The organism is Ligilactobacillus sp. ESL1201, from assembly GCF_058503265.1.
Window position 1 is genome coordinate 259324 of record NZ_CP196362.1, and the last position, 16020, is coordinate 275343.

Here is a 16020-nt window from a genome sequence, read left to right on the forward strand (position 1 = left end):
GTTGTAAAACTGTTTTAATTTGAGGGAGGATCTATGATGCAAAATGTTGGCGTGATCGGGATGGCCGTGATGGGCAGAAATTTGGCCGTTAATATTAATAGAAATGGTTATACGGTGGCAGTGTATAACATTACGAGAGAAGAAACTGACGATTTAGTTGCGCAATTTAGTAGCGACCAGATCCTTGGTACTTATAATTTAAGTGACTTTGTGGCTGCCATAGCAAAGCCGCGAAGGATCATTATGATGATCAAGGCGGGAGAGCCAGTCGATCAAGTAATAGAACAACTCAAAGGCTATTTGGAACAAGGCGATATTTTAATTGATGGTGGTAATTCTAATTTCCATGATACCAAACGCCGTCATCAGTATTTAGCTTCTTTAGGAATTAATTACATTGGTATGGGGGTTTCTGGCGGTGAACTGGGTGCCTTGAATGGTCCTTCGCTGATGCCAGGTGGTGATAAAAAGGCCTATCAACAAGTAGCGCCTATTTTACAAAAAATTGCGGCTAAAACTGACGATGGGCAGCCGTGTGTAACTTATATTGGCCCTGCGGGTGCGGGTCATTACGTCAAAATGATCCATAATGGGATCGAATATGGCATTATGCAGGCAATTTCAGAGGCGTATTACCTGATGAAAAACGTGTTGCAGATGAGTAATCAAGAAATGAGTGCTACGTTTGCTCGTTGGAACCAAGGGAGGCTGAAGAGTTATTTAATTGAGATCACTAGCGAGATTTTAGTTGCTAAAGATGCCCAAACTGGTAAAGATATGATCGATATTATTTTAAACCAGGCGAGTTATAAAGGGACTGGCAATTGGATGGTGGCAGAAGCGATGGCCGTCGGTGCGCCGATCTCATTAACAACAGCCGCAGTTTTTGCCCGTTTCATTTCAGCTAAAAAAGATACTGTAGAACTACCGGCGGCTAGTGGCGTTCAGACTGACGATAAACTACTGGTAAAAATCGAAAAAAGTTTGTATTTAGCGGAAGTAGTCAGTTACGCGCAGGGGTTCGAGCAGTTGAAAAAAGCTAGTGATGCGTATGACTGGAACTTGGAGTTAGCGCAGATCGCGCAGATTTTTGAAGCTGGTTGTATCATTCAAGCGCGGGTTTTGCGTCCTATCAAAGAAGCCTACCAAAAACAGCCCCAATTAGAGAACCTGCTGACTGCACCTGATTTTAAGAATGTCGTTGCTCAATGTATTACTTCTTTGAGGGATGTAGTTATTACCGCAGTCAAAGCTCATTTGCCGTTACCGGTGATGTTGGATACGTTGAGTTTTGTTGATTCTTTGGCTAGCAAAGATTTACCAGCTAACATGATCCAAGCACAGCGAGATTATTTTGGCGCCCACACTTATCAACGAGTAGACCAAGCAGGAACTTTCCATAATCAGTGGTACCAAGAAATATAACGTTTAAAGAGTTGGTAGTTTTAAATGGAGTTGTGACAAAAAGCGTTTCGAGCACTAGCCTAGTTTCAAAGTAAAACCTGAACTTGGGTTTTATTTTGAAACGTAGCTAGGCACAAACTGCTGCTTTTTGGAGCACGATTAATCAAGTTGTAAGTTAGACTGTTAACTTGAAAAACGCGATTAAGTCTATTACTTACGAAAAGTAAAAACGGAGTTGGGACAAAATTATTTTGTCTCGGCTCCGTTTTTGTTTCACTAAATGCCGTTTGACTCGCAGCTGACAAGCAATTTCTGCAATGGTACAATATGGGTGTTCCACTTAAAAGGAGAGAAAATACATGGCGTTATCAATGCTGCAGATCAAAACTTTACTAGCTGAACATCATTTATTAATTAAAATTGACAATGCTTTATCACTAACTACAGAATTTGCTCAGATCGCCTACGATTCACGCAAGGTCCAAGAGCAGACCTTATTTTTTTGTAAGGGCAATTTTTTACCAGCATACTTAACCGCCGCTCAAAAAAACGGGGCGATTACTTACGTTGCACAAGAGGTTTTAGATGATCGGTTATGTGGCATCATCGTCAGCGACGTTCAAAAAGCGCTGGCGTTACTGAGTGCGGCATTTTATGATTATCCGCAAAATAAACTGACGATCATCGGGATCACGGGAACGAAAGGCAAGACGACGACCGCTTATTTTGCTCACAGCATTTTACAAGAATATACGCAGCAAAAAACGGCGTTATTTTCCACGATCGACCGGATCTTAGGCCCGCACCCCGACCAACGCTTCAAATCTGATCTGACTACGCCGGAATCACTAGATTTATTTGCAGAAATGGCGCAGGCCGTAACAAACGGGATGAAATACCTGATCATGGAAGTTTCCTCGCAGGCCTTCAAGAAAAATCGGGTCTACGGTCTCACCTACGACGTGGGGGTCTTTTTAAATATTTCGCCCGATCATATCGGTAGAAACGAGCATCCGACTTTTGCCGACTACTTATTTTGTAAAGAACAGTTGTTGCGTCACTCTAAAAAGTTGATCATCAACGCCCAAAGTAGCAATTTTAAAGAAATTTATGGTGCTGCTTTAGGTGCGGTGTTAGACGAACAAATTTACTTATACGCCAGAAAAGACGCGGATATTAAGTTTGAAACGCAACTCGATTTTGAATATCAGGCGGTTTCTCAGGACCTAACACAAAGTACGTTTGAATTAACGCCAACTTCTGCGAAGGCTGAAAAATTGGGAGCAGCAGGCTCTTATCAGATCCAAATTCCCGGAGATTACAACCAGGGAAATGCCGTGGCCGCTATTTTGGCAACTAAGATGGTAGGAGCGAAGCGTGATACGATGTACGAGCCGTTACGACAGGTGCAGATTCCGGGACGCATGGAAGTTATCCCTACTAAAAAACACGGTACGATTTACATTGATTACGCCCATAATTACGCTAGTTTAAAATCGTTATTGCATTTTTTGCGGCAACAGACGCAAGACCAGCGGTTGATCGTCGTGACCGGTAGTGCCGGCGATAAGGGGATCTCGCGGCGTAAGGGGTTGGCCCAGGCAATCAACGAAGAAGGGGTCAGTGAAGTGATCTTGACTAGTGATGATCCGGGGTTCGAAGACCCGCAAGCAATTGCTCGTGAGATCCAGAGCCACTTGGATGCTACCGTGCACGTCCAGCTGATTTTAGACAGGACACAGGCCATTAAAGCTGCCATCAACATGGGACGCTCCGACGAAATTATCGTGTTAGCGGGCAAGGGACGTGATGCCACGCAAAAGATCGCGGGTAAAGACGTTCCTTACGAAGATGACGTTCGGGCCACACAGAGAATATTAAAGGAGAGCGACGAGCGATGACTAATACAGAGGTGCAATTTACTCCCATTTTACTGGGAAGTGATTTTAACGTTTACGGGATGGCGCGCTCATTTTATCAACTATATCACCAACCGGTCAAAGCGCTGGCCGCTATCCAACTAGCACCAACCCGTTTTACTAAGATCGTTGACTTACAACTAGTGGCGGGATTTGACAAGGACCCGGTCTGGATCAACACGATGCTAAAATTAAAAGAGGAGTACCGTGATCACCAAGAGCCCGTGATCCTAATTGGGTGTGGCGACGGGTACGCCGAGCTGATCGCCAAGCACAAAGACCAGTTAGAAGACACCTTTATCTGCCCATATATTGATTACGACTTGTTGAAGCAGTTAAATAATAAGGAAAGTTTCTATCAGATCTGTGAGAAATATGACCTCCCTTATCCTAAAACGCAGATCATCACTAAGGAGCAGTGGCAGCAAGGAAAAGTCGAGCAGCCGTTTGCTTATCCGGTAGCGCTCAAGGCAGCTAATAGCGTGGCGTGGCTTGACGTTCATTTCGAGGGGCGCAAGAAGGCCTTTCGGATCAAAGACCAGGCCGAATTGGACCGCGTGTTAAAATTATCCTACCAAAATGGTTACGAGTATGATTTTATTTTACAAGATTTTATTCCCGGCGATGACAGCCATATGCGGGTATTGAATGCCTACGTCGATTCTCACCACCAAGTCAAAATGATGTGTTTGGGTCACCCGTTGTTAGAGGACCCGGCTCCCAGCGCGATCGGCAATTACGTGGCGATTTTACCCGAATACAATAAAAAATTGTACGACACGATCAAGCGTTTTTTGGAAGAGATCAAGTTTACCGGCTACGCTAATTTTGATATGAAATTTGATGAGCGTGATTCGACTTATAAATTGTTCGAAATCAACTTACGTCAAGGACGCAGTAGCTTTTTTGTGACGCTGAACGGCTATAATTTGGCTTCGTACGTTGTAAAAGACTATGTGACACACGAATTAGCAGGGCAGCCGTGCGTTTACGGTAATTCCGATACCAACAAACACTGCTTATGGTTAGGGGTGCCGGTCAAAGTCTTTAAGAAATACGCCCGGACCAACCACCAAAAGCAACAGGCGTTAGATTTGATCAAACGAAAACGGGTGGCGACGACTTACGAGTACGCGCAGGATATGAACCCGAAACGCTGGGCGTTGATCAAGTGGATGAATCATAACTATACGAAAAATTTCGCGCGCTTTTTTGCAGAAAATAAGGGGTGATAGCAATGGAACACTTTTTTACGATCATCGGTGGCATGGGCACGATGGCGACTGAAAGTTACATTCACCAACTAAACTTGCGGACGCCGGCTAAAAGTGACCAGGAATACTTGAATTACATTTTGGTCAATCACGCGACGATCCCCGACCGCACGGCTTACATTTTAGATCATACTCAGCCCGACCCAGCGGTGGCGTTACGCCAAGATTTCGCCCAACAAGCCGCATTACATCCTGACTTTTTTACGCTGCCGTGTAATACCGCGCATTATTTTTACGAACAACTGACTGCAGTCACGGATATCCCGATCCTGCACATGCCAAAAGAAGCGGTGGCCTGGATCGGGCGTAAGTTACCACAGGCTAAGCGGGTTGGCTTTATCGCCACGCAGGGCACGGTTGCGGATCACATTTACGACACGGAGATCGCCAACGCTGGCTACCAGCTGGTATTGCCCGATGAGCACGTGCAAAAACAAACGATGCAGTTGATCTACGATGACATTAAGCAGCAAAATTATGTCGACCGGCGGCTTTATCACGAGATCTTACGCCAGATGTTTGAGGACCGCCACTGCGATACTGTCGTGTTAGGGTGCACGGAACTTTCGCTAGCACAACAGCGCGAACCGTATGAAAAATACGTGGTGACAGACGCGCAGTCGGTGTTAGTGGATCAGACGATAGCAAGAGCATTGAAGTTACAGAAAGATAAGTAGGATACAAAAAGGGGGCTGGGACAAAACTTGGTTTTGTCCCAGCTTTTTTTACGTCTTTAGACCTAGTTGAGCTCGCGTAGCGTGCGAAACAATAAACCACCTGCTATGCGGGTGGATAGTAAAAAAGTTACCACAAAAAACCTCTTTCATTTTAGAATATGATTGTCAAGGTCATATGCTAACAGAGAGAGGAAACAAAATGGCACAAAAACTAAATAGTTTAGCTCATACCAAATGGTTATGTAAGTATCATATCGTATTTACACCAAAGTATAGAAGAAAAATAATCTATAATCAATACCGAAAAGATTTGCAAGAATATATCAAATTACTATGCAAATATAAGGTTGTTGAAATAATAGAAGGTCATATGATGCCAGACCATGTGCATTTATTGTTAAGTATTCCGCCCAAGCAAAGTGTGTCGGCATTTATGGGATATTTAAAAGGAAAAAGTGCATTAATGATGTTTGAGCGTCACGCAAATTTAAAATATAAATTTGGCAATCGTCATTTTGGGGCAGAGGGTTATTATGTGAGTACGGTTGGACTGAACGAAGCAACCATTCAAAAATACATTAGAGACCAAGAAAAGCATGATATGGTAAAAGATAAATTAACAAAAGTAGAATACCAGGACCCTTTTAAGGGTAGCAGATAATACGAATGGGGCTGGGACAAAACTCAGCCTCCTAACTAAAAAAGCAGCCAAAACCGAACAATGGTCTTGGTTGCTTTTTTAGTTTTATGTAGCACAGAGTGCCAAACTCTGCTATTCTTTAAGTAACGACACCCTTGGAAAGGAGCGTGGCACTTGTGTACCAAAATTATAACATGAATCAACAAACTCTGGAAATAGAAATTCCTTATACTTTTAAATTACGTAAAAATCATTTAGCTCGCTTAATTAGCGAATTTGTCGATAATATTCCATTTGAAAAATTTACTAATCATCAGGCAACTACTGGACGCAAAGCGTTCAATCCGGCTATGTTGCTAAAAATGACTCTTTATGCATATTCACAAGGTAAGTTTTCAGGACGTAAAATTCAGGAAATGAACGAAGAAAATCTACCAATGAAATGGCTGACTCAAAATACAATGGTTAGTTATCGCACGATCAATCGCTTTCGTGTGGCTCCAATGACACAAGAACTGATCAAAGAAATGTACCTAACGTTTAATCAACAACTAAAGCAACAACATTTACTGACAGATGATGCCTTGTTTATTGATGGCACTAAAATTTGTGCTGATGCCAATAAGTACTCTTTTGTTTGGCGTAAGGCGATTATTAAAAATGAGGCTAAGTTAGATCAGAAGACTAGTCAATTGTATGACGAATTGATTCAACAAAAGGTTGATTTGAGTATTCAAGCCGACGAAGGTTTAACGGTTGCACAATTGCAGGAAGTTGATTCTCAATTAACTACTGAAATTGAAGAAGCTACACAAAAGATTGCCGCTGAAACGCAGCCGCAGCCTGGGGGCTCACCTAATAAAAGACGCCGCCGCTTATTAAAAAAATACCATCATCTCATTGAAAAAGATTACCTGCCACGTAAAACTAAATACACCGCATATAACCAGATTTTCGCTGGCCGTAATAGTTTTTCTAAGACTGATCACGACGCAACTTTTATGCGGATGAAAGAAGATCCAATGAAAAACGGGCAGTTAAAACCCGGATATAACCTACAGATCGCCACTAATAATCAGTACGTATTAAACTACCAAGTATTTCCTAATCCAACAGATACTCGTACTTTATTGCCCTTTTTAAATTCGACTACCAAATTGCCTGAATTTAAATATATTGTGGCAGATGCCGGCTATGGTAGTGAAAGCAATTATAGTTCAATTATTGATGACCTAGAAAAAGTGCCGTTGATTCCTTATGGGATGATGCTGGCTGAACAAAAAAGAAAATTTAAAAATGATCTAACTAAGTCAGCTAATTGGGATTACGATGAAAAGGATGATTTTTACGTCGACCATCAGGGCATTTACTTTAGTTTCAAGTCTTACAGTACTCGTCATGATAAATATGGTTTTGAACGTCAGTTCAAAATTTATGAAGCAGATAAACACCAGCCAACAGCTGAATTAGACAAATTAGCTAAAACCCCAAAGGGACGGCAAAGGAAGATCTACTACAATCCAACTTGGGAATATTTTAAAAACTATACTAGAGAAAAACTTTCGAATCCAAAATTACAAGAGATTTATGGCCGACGTAAAATCGAAGTCGAATCTGTTTTTGGTAATTTGAAGGGTAATTTTGCGTTTCGCCGAGTTCATGTGCGTGGCAAAAAGGCAGTTTCTAATGAGCTAGGATTAGTATTAATGGCATTGAATTTGACCAAGATGGGCAAAGCAATAGCCAGTCAACTGTTGCATAAAAAAGAACAACAAAAAAATAACACGATAATTTTCCTAAAATGGAAAATTATCGTGTTATTTTTTCTTGGACTGAAACGTTTTGTCCCAGCCCCAGCGAAGAATTGAAAGCATTTTGGCTTTGACAAAGGAAAAGCCAGCGCCTTGAGACGCTGGCTAGTACATAGGGCTTATAGCCCTAGAGCAAACCACCCGTTTTACGGGTGGTTATGATTGTTTTCCGTAAGTAATAGACTTAATCGCGTTTTTTAAGCCAGCAGTCTAGGTACTAAGGACACTGACAAACAAATCTAAGTACAAGATTTGTTTGTCAGTGCCACTTAGTCCACGACCGCTAACCGGCTTGACTCACAACTTGTTTGATCGTGCTCCAAAAAACAGCAGTTTGCGCCTAGCTACTTTTCAAAATAAAACCCAAGTGCGGGTTTTACTTTGAAACTAGGCTAGTGCTCGAAAGCGCTTTTTGTCACAACTCCTTTTGTATAAACTGATAGTTACTGTTCGTTTGGCGTTCCAGCTTGTAGTTCTATTAGTAGATCACCGGTCGTCACCACGGCGTCTTTTTGCACGTAAATGTGTTTGACCGTGCCAGCAAACGGCGCTTTGATCGTCGTTTCCATTTTCATGGCTTCGGTCACCAGCAGATCTGTTCCCTGACTGACTTTTTGTCCGGGCTGTACTAAGACTTCGAGTACCGAACCGCTGAGCGTGGCACCGATCTGCTCGGGGTTGGTAGGCTCTGCTTTAGGTACTGTGGTCGTAGCTTGGGTGTGCGCCCGGTCGGTGATCGTGATCCGTGAAGTTTCACCGTTGACTGCGAAAAATAACGTGCGCTGGCCCTGTTCGTTTGCATGGGAGATCGACTCTAGCCTGACGAGGATACTTTTGCCGGGACTAAACGTGATCGTAATGGTTTCGCCGGGACGCATCCCCTGATAGTAAGTGCCCGTATCTAGGTAGTTGACCGCACCGAATTGTTTGGCAGCGGTGTCGTACTTAACGAAAACTTCGGGGTATAAAATGTAGCTTAAAACTTCTGTGGTAGTTGGTTGACGCTCGATCAGCTGAGCCAATTTTTCTTTAACTGCGGTAAAATCGACCGCTGGGGCTAAACTTCCCGGCCGCACGGTGATCGGCTTTTGTCCTTTTAAAACGACGCACTGCAGGTCCGGGGGAAAACCGCCGCTGGGTTGTCCTAAGTTACCGGCGAAAAAGTCGACTACGGATTGGGGAAAGTCGAGTTGTTTGCCCCGTTCTAAGATATTATCAGCGGTCAAATTGTTTTGTAACATGAACAAGGCGAGGTCCCCGACGACTTTAGAACTCGGGGTGACCTTGACGATGTTGCCGAGCAGGTGATTGACCGTGCGATACATTGCTTTGACCTGTTCGAAATCGTTGATCCCCAAGGCTTGAGCCTGCTGTTGTAGGTTGGAATATTGTCCCCCGGGCATTTGCGTTTGGTAAATATCGGTTTGGATGTTGTTATTGCCCTTCATGAAATCGCGGTAAAATGGTTTGACCTGGGACCAGTAATGGTCGAGAGTCTCGGCATTTTGCACGTTTAAATCCGGTTGCCTGTGATCCGCACTCATGGCGTAATACAATCCCGTCATTGATGGCTGACTGGTTGCCCCGGCTAGCGAACTGGTGGCGACGTCGACGATGTCCACCCCGGCCTTAGCAGCTTGTAAGTACGTTGCGATCCCATTGCCGGTCGTGTCGTGAGTGTGCAAATGAAGCGGTACGTCCACGGCGTCTTTGAGTGCGGACACTAGGGCGTAAGCGGCGTTAGGTTTTAAGACTCCAGCCATATCTTTGATCGCGATGATCTGTGCACCGGCAGATACGAGGTCTTTGGCTAACGAAACGAAATATTTTAGATCGTACTGGTGTTCGTTAGGGTCGAGCAAGTCGCCGGTATAACACATCGTGCCTTCGACGATTTTGCCGGTATCTCTGGCGTATTGAATACTTTTTTCCATTTGTTTGACCCAGTTTAAGCTATCGAAGATCCGAAAGACGTCGACGCCTTGGGCAGCACTTTCCCTGATAAATTCGCGTAATAAATTGTCCGGGTAATTCTTGTAGCCAACGGCGTTAGAACCGCGAAAAAGCATCTGTAACAAAGTGTGTGGCATTTTGGCGTGCATCAATTGGAGTCGTTGCCACGGGTCTTCGTGTAAGAAGCGGTAGGCAGTGTCAAAGGTCGCACCTCCCCAGACTTCGGCGGAAAAAACGCTGGGTAGTGCTTGGTCGTAAACGTTGATCACGGGCTCCATGTCCTTAGTCCTCATGCGTGTCGCAAATAAACTTTGATGGGCGTCACGCATCGTCGTGTCGGTCAATAATAGTCGCGGCTGGTGCTTGATCCAGTCCAACAGCGCGGGGCCACCTTGTTCTTGTAAAATTTGTTTGGCGTTTGGTTGGGTGTGAGTAGCGGGATGAACGGGTTGGAGTTGTGGTTTTGGGTAGTAATTTTTAGTGTGGTGATTGATGCCGGGAAAACCGTTGACAGTCACGTCACCGATGTATCTGAGTAGTAAGTTACTGCTGTTTTCTGGAGGCAAGGAGAGTAGTTCTGGGGTTTCGTCGATAAAAGCAGTAGTTGCTTTGCCGGAACTAAAGACGGGGTGCTGCAAAACACGTAGCAAAAAGGCGATGTTCGTTTTGACGCCGCGAATTTGAAATTCCCGTAAGACCCTGATCATTTTGGCCACGGCAGCATTAAAAGTATGGGCTTGAACGCAGGCTTTAACTAACAGCGAGTCAAAAAAAGGCGTAACTGTCGCACCGGCGTAAGTGTTGCCGCCGTCTAAACGGACGCCTAAGCCACCAGGGGAGCGGTAAGTTTCTATTTTGCCGGTATCGGGTGAGAAATTATTCGCCGGGTCTTCGGTCGTGATCCGACACTGAATAGCGTAACCGTGGTGGCGTAGTTGGTCTTGTTGTGGCAAGTGGATGTCCGTGAACAGGTCGGCACCGGCCGCAATCTGTAATTGAGCCTGCACGATGTCGATGTCCGTGATCATTTCGCTGACTGTGTGTTCGACTTGAACGCGGGGGTTGACTTCGATAAAGTAAAAATCATCGGTGGTCACTAAAAATTCAACGGTCCCGGCGTTTTGGTAGTGCACGCTGCTCATTAATTTGACCGCCGCATCACAAATAGCGGTGCGTTTAGCCGCACTTAACGTCAAGCTAGGGGCAAATTCGATCACTTTTTGGTGACGCCGTTGGACCGAACAGTCCCGCTCAAATAGGTGCAAGATATGCCCGTGCTGGTCGCCTAAGATCTGCACTTCGATGTGTTTGGGATCAGCTAGGTATTTTTCTACGTATAATTCCTTGCTGCCAAACGATTGCTGTGCTTCGCTTTGTGCCCGGTTAAAATTGTCTGGTAAGTCCGCTTCCTTTTCAACGATACGCATACCACGCCCGCCGCCGCCCAACGCTGCCTTTAACATTAACGGGTAGCCGTGCTGGTGACCGAACTCTTGAACTTCAGTCAGTGAAGTTACCGGATGCTTCGTGCCGGGAATGGTGTGTAATCCGGCGGCGTGAGCAACGGTTTTAGCGGTGATCTTGTCGCCAAAAATTTCAAGTTGCTTAGTTGTCGGGCCGATAAAAGTAATGCCTGCGTCCTGACAATCCTGAGCGAACTGCGCGTTTTCGGCTAGGAAACCATAACCGGGGTGGATCGCATCGGCGCCGGTCATGTGGGCGACGCGAATAATTTCGGCGCCGTTTAAGTACGCGGCAATCGGTTTTTGTCCCTTGCCGATCAGGTAGGCCTCGTCGGCTTTAAAACGGTGGACCCCGTATTCATCTTCTTTGGTATAGATTGCGACTGTTTGCAAATTTAGTTCGTGACACGCACGGATGATCCGGATGGCGATTTCCCCGCGGTTAGCTATTAAAACTTTTTTCATTAACTCACCACTTTCTTAAAACCTGAGTTACCCTACATTGCGTTGATTGGGGGTAATTATACCATAAAAAAAGAAGAGGCTGGGACAAAAGCCGGTTAGTAGTTGAGGATTAGCCTATACGGTGCTAAATTGCGCTCTTGGCAATTTAACAGCGACGTAGTTAGCCGCAGACTGCTGCTTTTTGGAGCACGATCAGTCTATTACTTACGGAAAATAAAAAAGGGGCTGAGACAAAATCACATTTTTGCCCCAATCCCTTATCTGTAGCTAGATTATAGTGCTTACCGGCTAAGCGTCAGCTTCCACAGCTTTCATAATCGCGCTCCCCAGACCAGCAACCTGTGTCTAGCTACGTCTGACAACAAGTCCTAGACCGACTTATTGCCAGACTAGGCTAGTCCTCGGTTACTAACCGGTCTGTTCCACAGCTTATTCTAATCCATCACTTGACTGCACGTCTTTCCAGTATGCTTCATATATTTCTTTGACTGCTTGCATGTTAAATCCCTGTTCGCTCGTGCCCGATCCGGGAAATGCAACCGCAATTACTACTTGCGGGTCAGTCGTCGGCGCGTAACTAACAGCACTTAACGTCGTAGTCTCTGCTCCGTCGGTAAATGTCTGCGCCGTCCCACTTTTCGCCGCTACCGCAGGCTTTAAGTCTTCCAGCCGCGCGCCGGTCCGCCATTCACTGGTACCGTGAACTACTTTCCATAGCCCGGAGTGTACGACTGCCCACTGGTCGGTGGTACCGGGAACGATATTTAACACGTTTGGTTGAAATTCCGTGCGGACCGCTCCCATTTTGCCGTCTTTACGCGGGGCTCTAATAGCCTGTAGCACGTGGGGTTGCACGCGGTAACCGTCAGTAGCGACGGTGGCGATATATTGAGCCAACTGCAACGTGGTGTATGAGTCGTAGTTACCAAAGGACAAGTCTAGCGCTTTACCAATATCTGCTTGGGAGGCGGGGCCGGTAAAACCGGGCGACTCTCCGGGAATATCGATACCGGTCTTGACGCCTAAGCCGTACTGGTTGAAATTACTACGCAAGGTGCTAAAGATCGAAGTCGGCATGTCTAACGCCGAACCCGGTGAATAGGTGAAGCCCGCTTCTTTCATGGTTAACTGCATCATGTACGAGTTAGAGGAAACTTCTAGGGCATCCGAAGCCGACAAGGACATGTTGTTATTACCGGTCTTATTAAAAATCGAGGCCTTAGGTGCTGTCCCTTTTAACTTGATCGGTTGGTCGGTCAAAGTGTTGTTATCGGGGGTGATCACTCCCGCACGCAACCCACCCATGACTTGCGCGGCCTTGACTACGGAACCCATGACTAAGGTTTGATTGAGTGGCCCTAGTGAATTTTCGGTAACATGTCCACCAGCCGAACGGTTAACGCCGCTGAGCGAATAGATCGCACCGGTATTAGGATTCATAACGACCGCGTAGCCGCCACGCAGGTGCGGGTTACTACCAGCGGCACCACTGACCGTACTTTTAATGATGTTTTGCACGTCGTTTTGAAATTGGGAGTTGATCGTTAATTGGACATCATCCCCAGCTTTACCGCCGTACTGTTTGACCTGCTTAACGATCTTGCCGTTTTGGGTTTCGACGTTGATGGCTTCCTTCGTCCCCTTCAGCACGTTTTCGTATTGGGATTCGATGTAACTCGAGCCAACGCTATCGTCACGCGAATAACCCTGGGCCAATAACTGGTTGATCATGTCGTTAGGCAGCCCCTGTTTTTCGGACGTGACGGTACCGGCGATACTTTTGATCGAGTCACCGTTGGGATAACTGCGAGTCCAGTCGGTCGTGATCTTGATTCCCGGCAAATTGGACTGGTGCTCTCCTACACGAGCCATTTCCGAGTCGGTAACGTCTTTGGTTTTTAAATAGACCGTAGACAAAGAGTAGGCGTTATTCATCTTATTGTAGACCTGCGCGGCTTTTTGCTGGTTAGGACTTAGGTGGCTGACTAAATGGTGTTTTTTAACGTAAGCCACTTCTAGTTGGGTCAGCCTTTTCTCGCTGGTAATTGCTTGGGCGTTAGGAATATGTTTTTTGACGTTGTTTTCGTTGCTGGGAAGGGCTAGGTAATAATTAGCCTTCATCGTTGCGGTTAGCTCGTCATCACTAAAATTAATGTATTTAACTAGGTCATTAGCGATCGAATACATCGTTGCTGGATAAACGGTTAGTGGTTTAGAATAACTGATCGCTCGTGCCGTGTTGTTGGCGATCAACGGCTTACCGGACTGGTCGTAGATCATTCCGCGTTGCACGTTACGGGTCTCTGTTTTGATATTGCCACTGTTGATCTCACCCTCAAATTTTTTACCATTGATGATTTGGAGTTGAACGAGGCGGCCGATCAACAACGCAAATAATATAAAAGCAACGGAAAATAAAATGTTAAGCCGCACCGGAATTCGGGACTTGTTTTCTTTTTTAGCATCTTTTGTTGGCTTAATGGATTTCACTAATGATACTCCTATCTCAAAAACTATAGTCAAAGTAAAATACAAACTGGCTGAATTTCCAGTTTGTCATTCATAAATTATAGCATTTTGTTCTTCAAATTTATACTAACGGAGTTGGGACAAAAAGAGGTTAAGTCGAGCACTAGCCTAGTTTCAAAGTAAAACCCGCACTTGGGTTTTATTTTGAAACGTAGTTAGATTAGAATAGCTCGCTTACGGAGCACGATTAATCAAGTTGTAAGCTAGACTGCTGGCTTGAAAAACGCGATTAAGGCTATTACTTACGGAAAACAAAACTGGGTCTGAGACAAAACGTTGTTTGTCCCAGATCCAGTTTTTTGCAACTTATTTTAATTCAAATTTTCCTTGCGCAGTTCTCTTTTCCGCAGCCACGGCATCAACAATCCTAGTCCAAATAAAATAAAGACCGTGACGAAATTCATCAGCAATTGGTGGTTAAACGCGTGCGTGCCTACCGCCGCGTCTTGGGGAATAAAGCCTAACGTGGCGCAGACAAAGGTAAATGCTAAACACCAGCCACCGACTAGCAAGGCTCCTTTTTGATTTTTGATAAAGACGTAGTCGGAAGAAAATTTCTTTTCCTGCCAGCGCACGGCGATAAAAGCGAAAAAGACCCAACAAGTCTTGTACGGGGAAACGATCCCGTTGATATTTAACAGCCAGTTATAGATCGAGTTGATGTCGGGTAAAGTACCCGTCAGCAAAAGTAAAAATAAACTGAGACCGGTCGTTAAGAGATACGAATTAACGGGGCGGCCGTTTTTATTTTTCTTGGTCAGCCACTTAGGCATGAACTGGTCGGCAACATCTCCGGCAAATACCCGGCTGGTGGCGTCGAGCAAGACGGCCAGTTGAGCCATCATGAAGAGTGCTTGAACGACGGCGAAAGTGTACATCAACAATTTACCACAGCCGAGTTGGTGTCCTAACAGTGCAAACGCGTAGTAAGGGCCGTTCATCTTGAAGTCGTGGGGAATGTGGTGGGCATTGAAAAAGATAGCTAACGATAGTGTGCCAAAAATCGTTAAAAAGGCAGTCATCAATGCCAATAGCCACATCGCTTTAGGAAATTCATGCTTAGGATCACGCATCCGCACGACGTAAGGGGCGGCTAATTCCGCACCGGACATGGCAAAGATCAGTAGTCCGGTGGTGGAGAAATATTTCAACGAAAAATTAGGTAAAAATGCGTGTAAGTTAAATGGCTGGGTGGCAATATGGGCCCCGCTCATGACGGAAACGGCTGCGAGTAAAACAAACAGGACCGACATGATAAACATCGCACCGCCGCCGAGTAGTGAAAGCAACTCCAGCGAATTTTTAATGACATTTTCTAATAGGATGAACAGCAAAATCAAAGTGAAAGTCAAAAGACCAAACCAAAACGGGGACATCTTGTCTCCTAAGGTGTTGTTGCCTAAGATCATCCAGCTAAAAGAAACGATCACCGAATTAGAAACGTCCACGATGTAAGGAACACTTTGGACCCAGTACATCCAAGAAGTCCAGTAGCCCAACGTGTTGTTACTCGAGCGTCTGACCCACGAAGCCAGCCCGCCTTCTTGATTGTCGAAGGTCAAACTCAGCTGGCTGGCGATCAGTTCGTAAGGAATGACGTAAGTAAATAGTAAAAATATCCAGGAAATAACGACGGATAATCCTTGATTTTGGAAGGGATAAAAGATATTTTCAAAACTGATGATAGTGACAAAGTCCAATAACGCAATAACTTGCCATTTCATGTAGTGTTTATCAGGTTCTAACGACATGTCAAATAACACTCCTCGTATATTAAATTTTGCGTTTGTTATCCAAGGAATGCTCTGGTGGCTTATGTAAAGTTGAAAATAGAAGTGACATGTTGTTCCTCACGATCTTTACTAGCAGAGGTTGACTATCATTT

9 protein-coding genes are annotated in these 16020 nt (G+C 45.0%); 6 read left to right on the plus strand and 3 right to left on the minus strand.

The window, feature by feature from the left end; genetic code table 11:
* The first annotated feature begins 33 nt into the window (after positions 1 to 33).
* The 6 genes from gnd (at position 34) to ACSYSK_RS01320 (ending at position 7782) form a co-directional block, all read left to right on the plus strand.
* Positions 34 to 1425 (plus strand): NADP-dependent phosphogluconate dehydrogenase, encoded by a 1392-nt coding sequence (gene gnd, locus ACSYSK_RS01295; protein ID WP_491715165.1) that lies wholly within the window; start codon positions 34 to 36, stop codon positions 1423 to 1425.
* A gap of 338 nt (positions 1426 to 1763) precedes the next feature.
* Complete coding sequence (locus tag ACSYSK_RS01300; protein WP_491715166.1) at positions 1764 to 3305, plus strand: UDP-N-acetylmuramoyl-L-alanyl-D-glutamate--2,6-diaminopimelate ligase; 1542 nt, start codon at positions 1764 to 1766, stop codon at positions 3303 to 3305.
* Complete coding sequence (locus ACSYSK_RS01305) at positions 3302 to 4555, plus strand: carboxylate--amine ligase (RefSeq protein ID WP_491715167.1); 1254 nt, start codon at positions 3302 to 3304, stop codon at positions 4553 to 4555. Before ACSYSK_RS01300 ends, ACSYSK_RS01305 begins: the two co-directional genes overlap by 4 nt.
* A 5-nt stretch (positions 4556 to 4560) precedes the next feature.
* Positions 4561 to 5274: an aspartate/glutamate racemase family protein gene (locus ACSYSK_RS01310; protein ID WP_491715168.1), complete on the plus strand. Its 714-nt coding sequence runs from the start codon at positions 4561 to 4563 to the stop codon at positions 5272 to 5274.
* Between the two features lie 199 nt (positions 5275 to 5473).
* On the plus strand, positions 5474 to 5935 hold the full coding sequence (gene tnpA, locus ACSYSK_RS01315; protein WP_491715169.1) for an IS200/IS605 family transposase: 462 nt from the start codon (positions 5474 to 5476) through the stop codon (positions 5933 to 5935).
* A gap of 155 nt (positions 5936 to 6090) precedes the next feature.
* Positions 6091 to 7782 (plus strand): IS1182 family transposase, encoded by a 1692-nt coding sequence (locus tag ACSYSK_RS01320; protein ID WP_491715170.1) that lies wholly within the window; start codon positions 6091 to 6093, stop codon positions 7780 to 7782.
* A 386-nt stretch (positions 7783 to 8168) separates the two neighbouring features.
* Here ACSYSK_RS01320 and ACSYSK_RS01325 read toward each other — a convergent pair whose 3' ends face one another.
* The 3 genes from ACSYSK_RS01325 to ACSYSK_RS01335 form a co-directional block, all read right to left on the minus strand.
* On the minus strand, positions 8169 to 11606 hold the full coding sequence (locus ACSYSK_RS01325) for a pyruvate carboxylase (RefSeq protein WP_491715171.1): 3438 nt from the start codon (positions 11604 to 11606) through the stop codon (positions 8169 to 8171).
* 429 nt (positions 11607 to 12035) lie between these two features.
* Positions 12036 to 14096 (minus strand): peptidoglycan D,D-transpeptidase FtsI family protein, encoded by a 2061-nt coding sequence (locus ACSYSK_RS01330; RefSeq protein WP_491715172.1) that lies wholly within the window; start codon positions 14094 to 14096, stop codon positions 12036 to 12038.
* 350 nt (positions 14097 to 14446) lie between these two features.
* Positions 14447 to 15886 (minus strand): APC family permease, encoded by a 1440-nt coding sequence (locus ACSYSK_RS01335; protein ID WP_491715173.1) that lies wholly within the window; start codon positions 15884 to 15886, stop codon positions 14447 to 14449.
* Between the last annotated feature and the right edge of the window lie 134 nt (positions 15887 to 16020).

Coding starts and splice junctions, on each gene's coding strand:
- gnd (WP_491715165.1), top strand. CDS start 34: ATGATGCAAAATGTTGGCGTGATCGGGATGGCCGTGATGGGCAGAAAT.
- ACSYSK_RS01300 (WP_491715166.1), top strand. CDS start 1,764: ATGGCGTTATCAATGCTGCAGATCAAAACTTTACTAGCTGAACATCAT.
- ACSYSK_RS01325 (WP_491715171.1), bottom strand. CDS start 11,606: ATGAAAAAAGTTTTAATAGCTAACCGCGGGGAAATCGCCATCCGGATC.
- ACSYSK_RS01305 (WP_491715167.1), top strand. CDS start 3,302: ATGACTAATACAGAGGTGCAATTTACTCCCATTTTACTGGGAAGTGAT.
- tnpA (WP_491715169.1), top strand. CDS start 5,474: ATGGCACAAAAACTAAATAGTTTAGCTCATACCAAATGGTTATGTAAG.
- ACSYSK_RS01310 (WP_491715168.1), top strand. CDS start 4,561: ATGGAACACTTTTTTACGATCATCGGTGGCATGGGCACGATGGCGACT.
- ACSYSK_RS01335 (WP_491715173.1), bottom strand. CDS start 15,886: ATGTCGTTAGAACCTGATAAACACTACATGAAATGGCAAGTTATTGCG.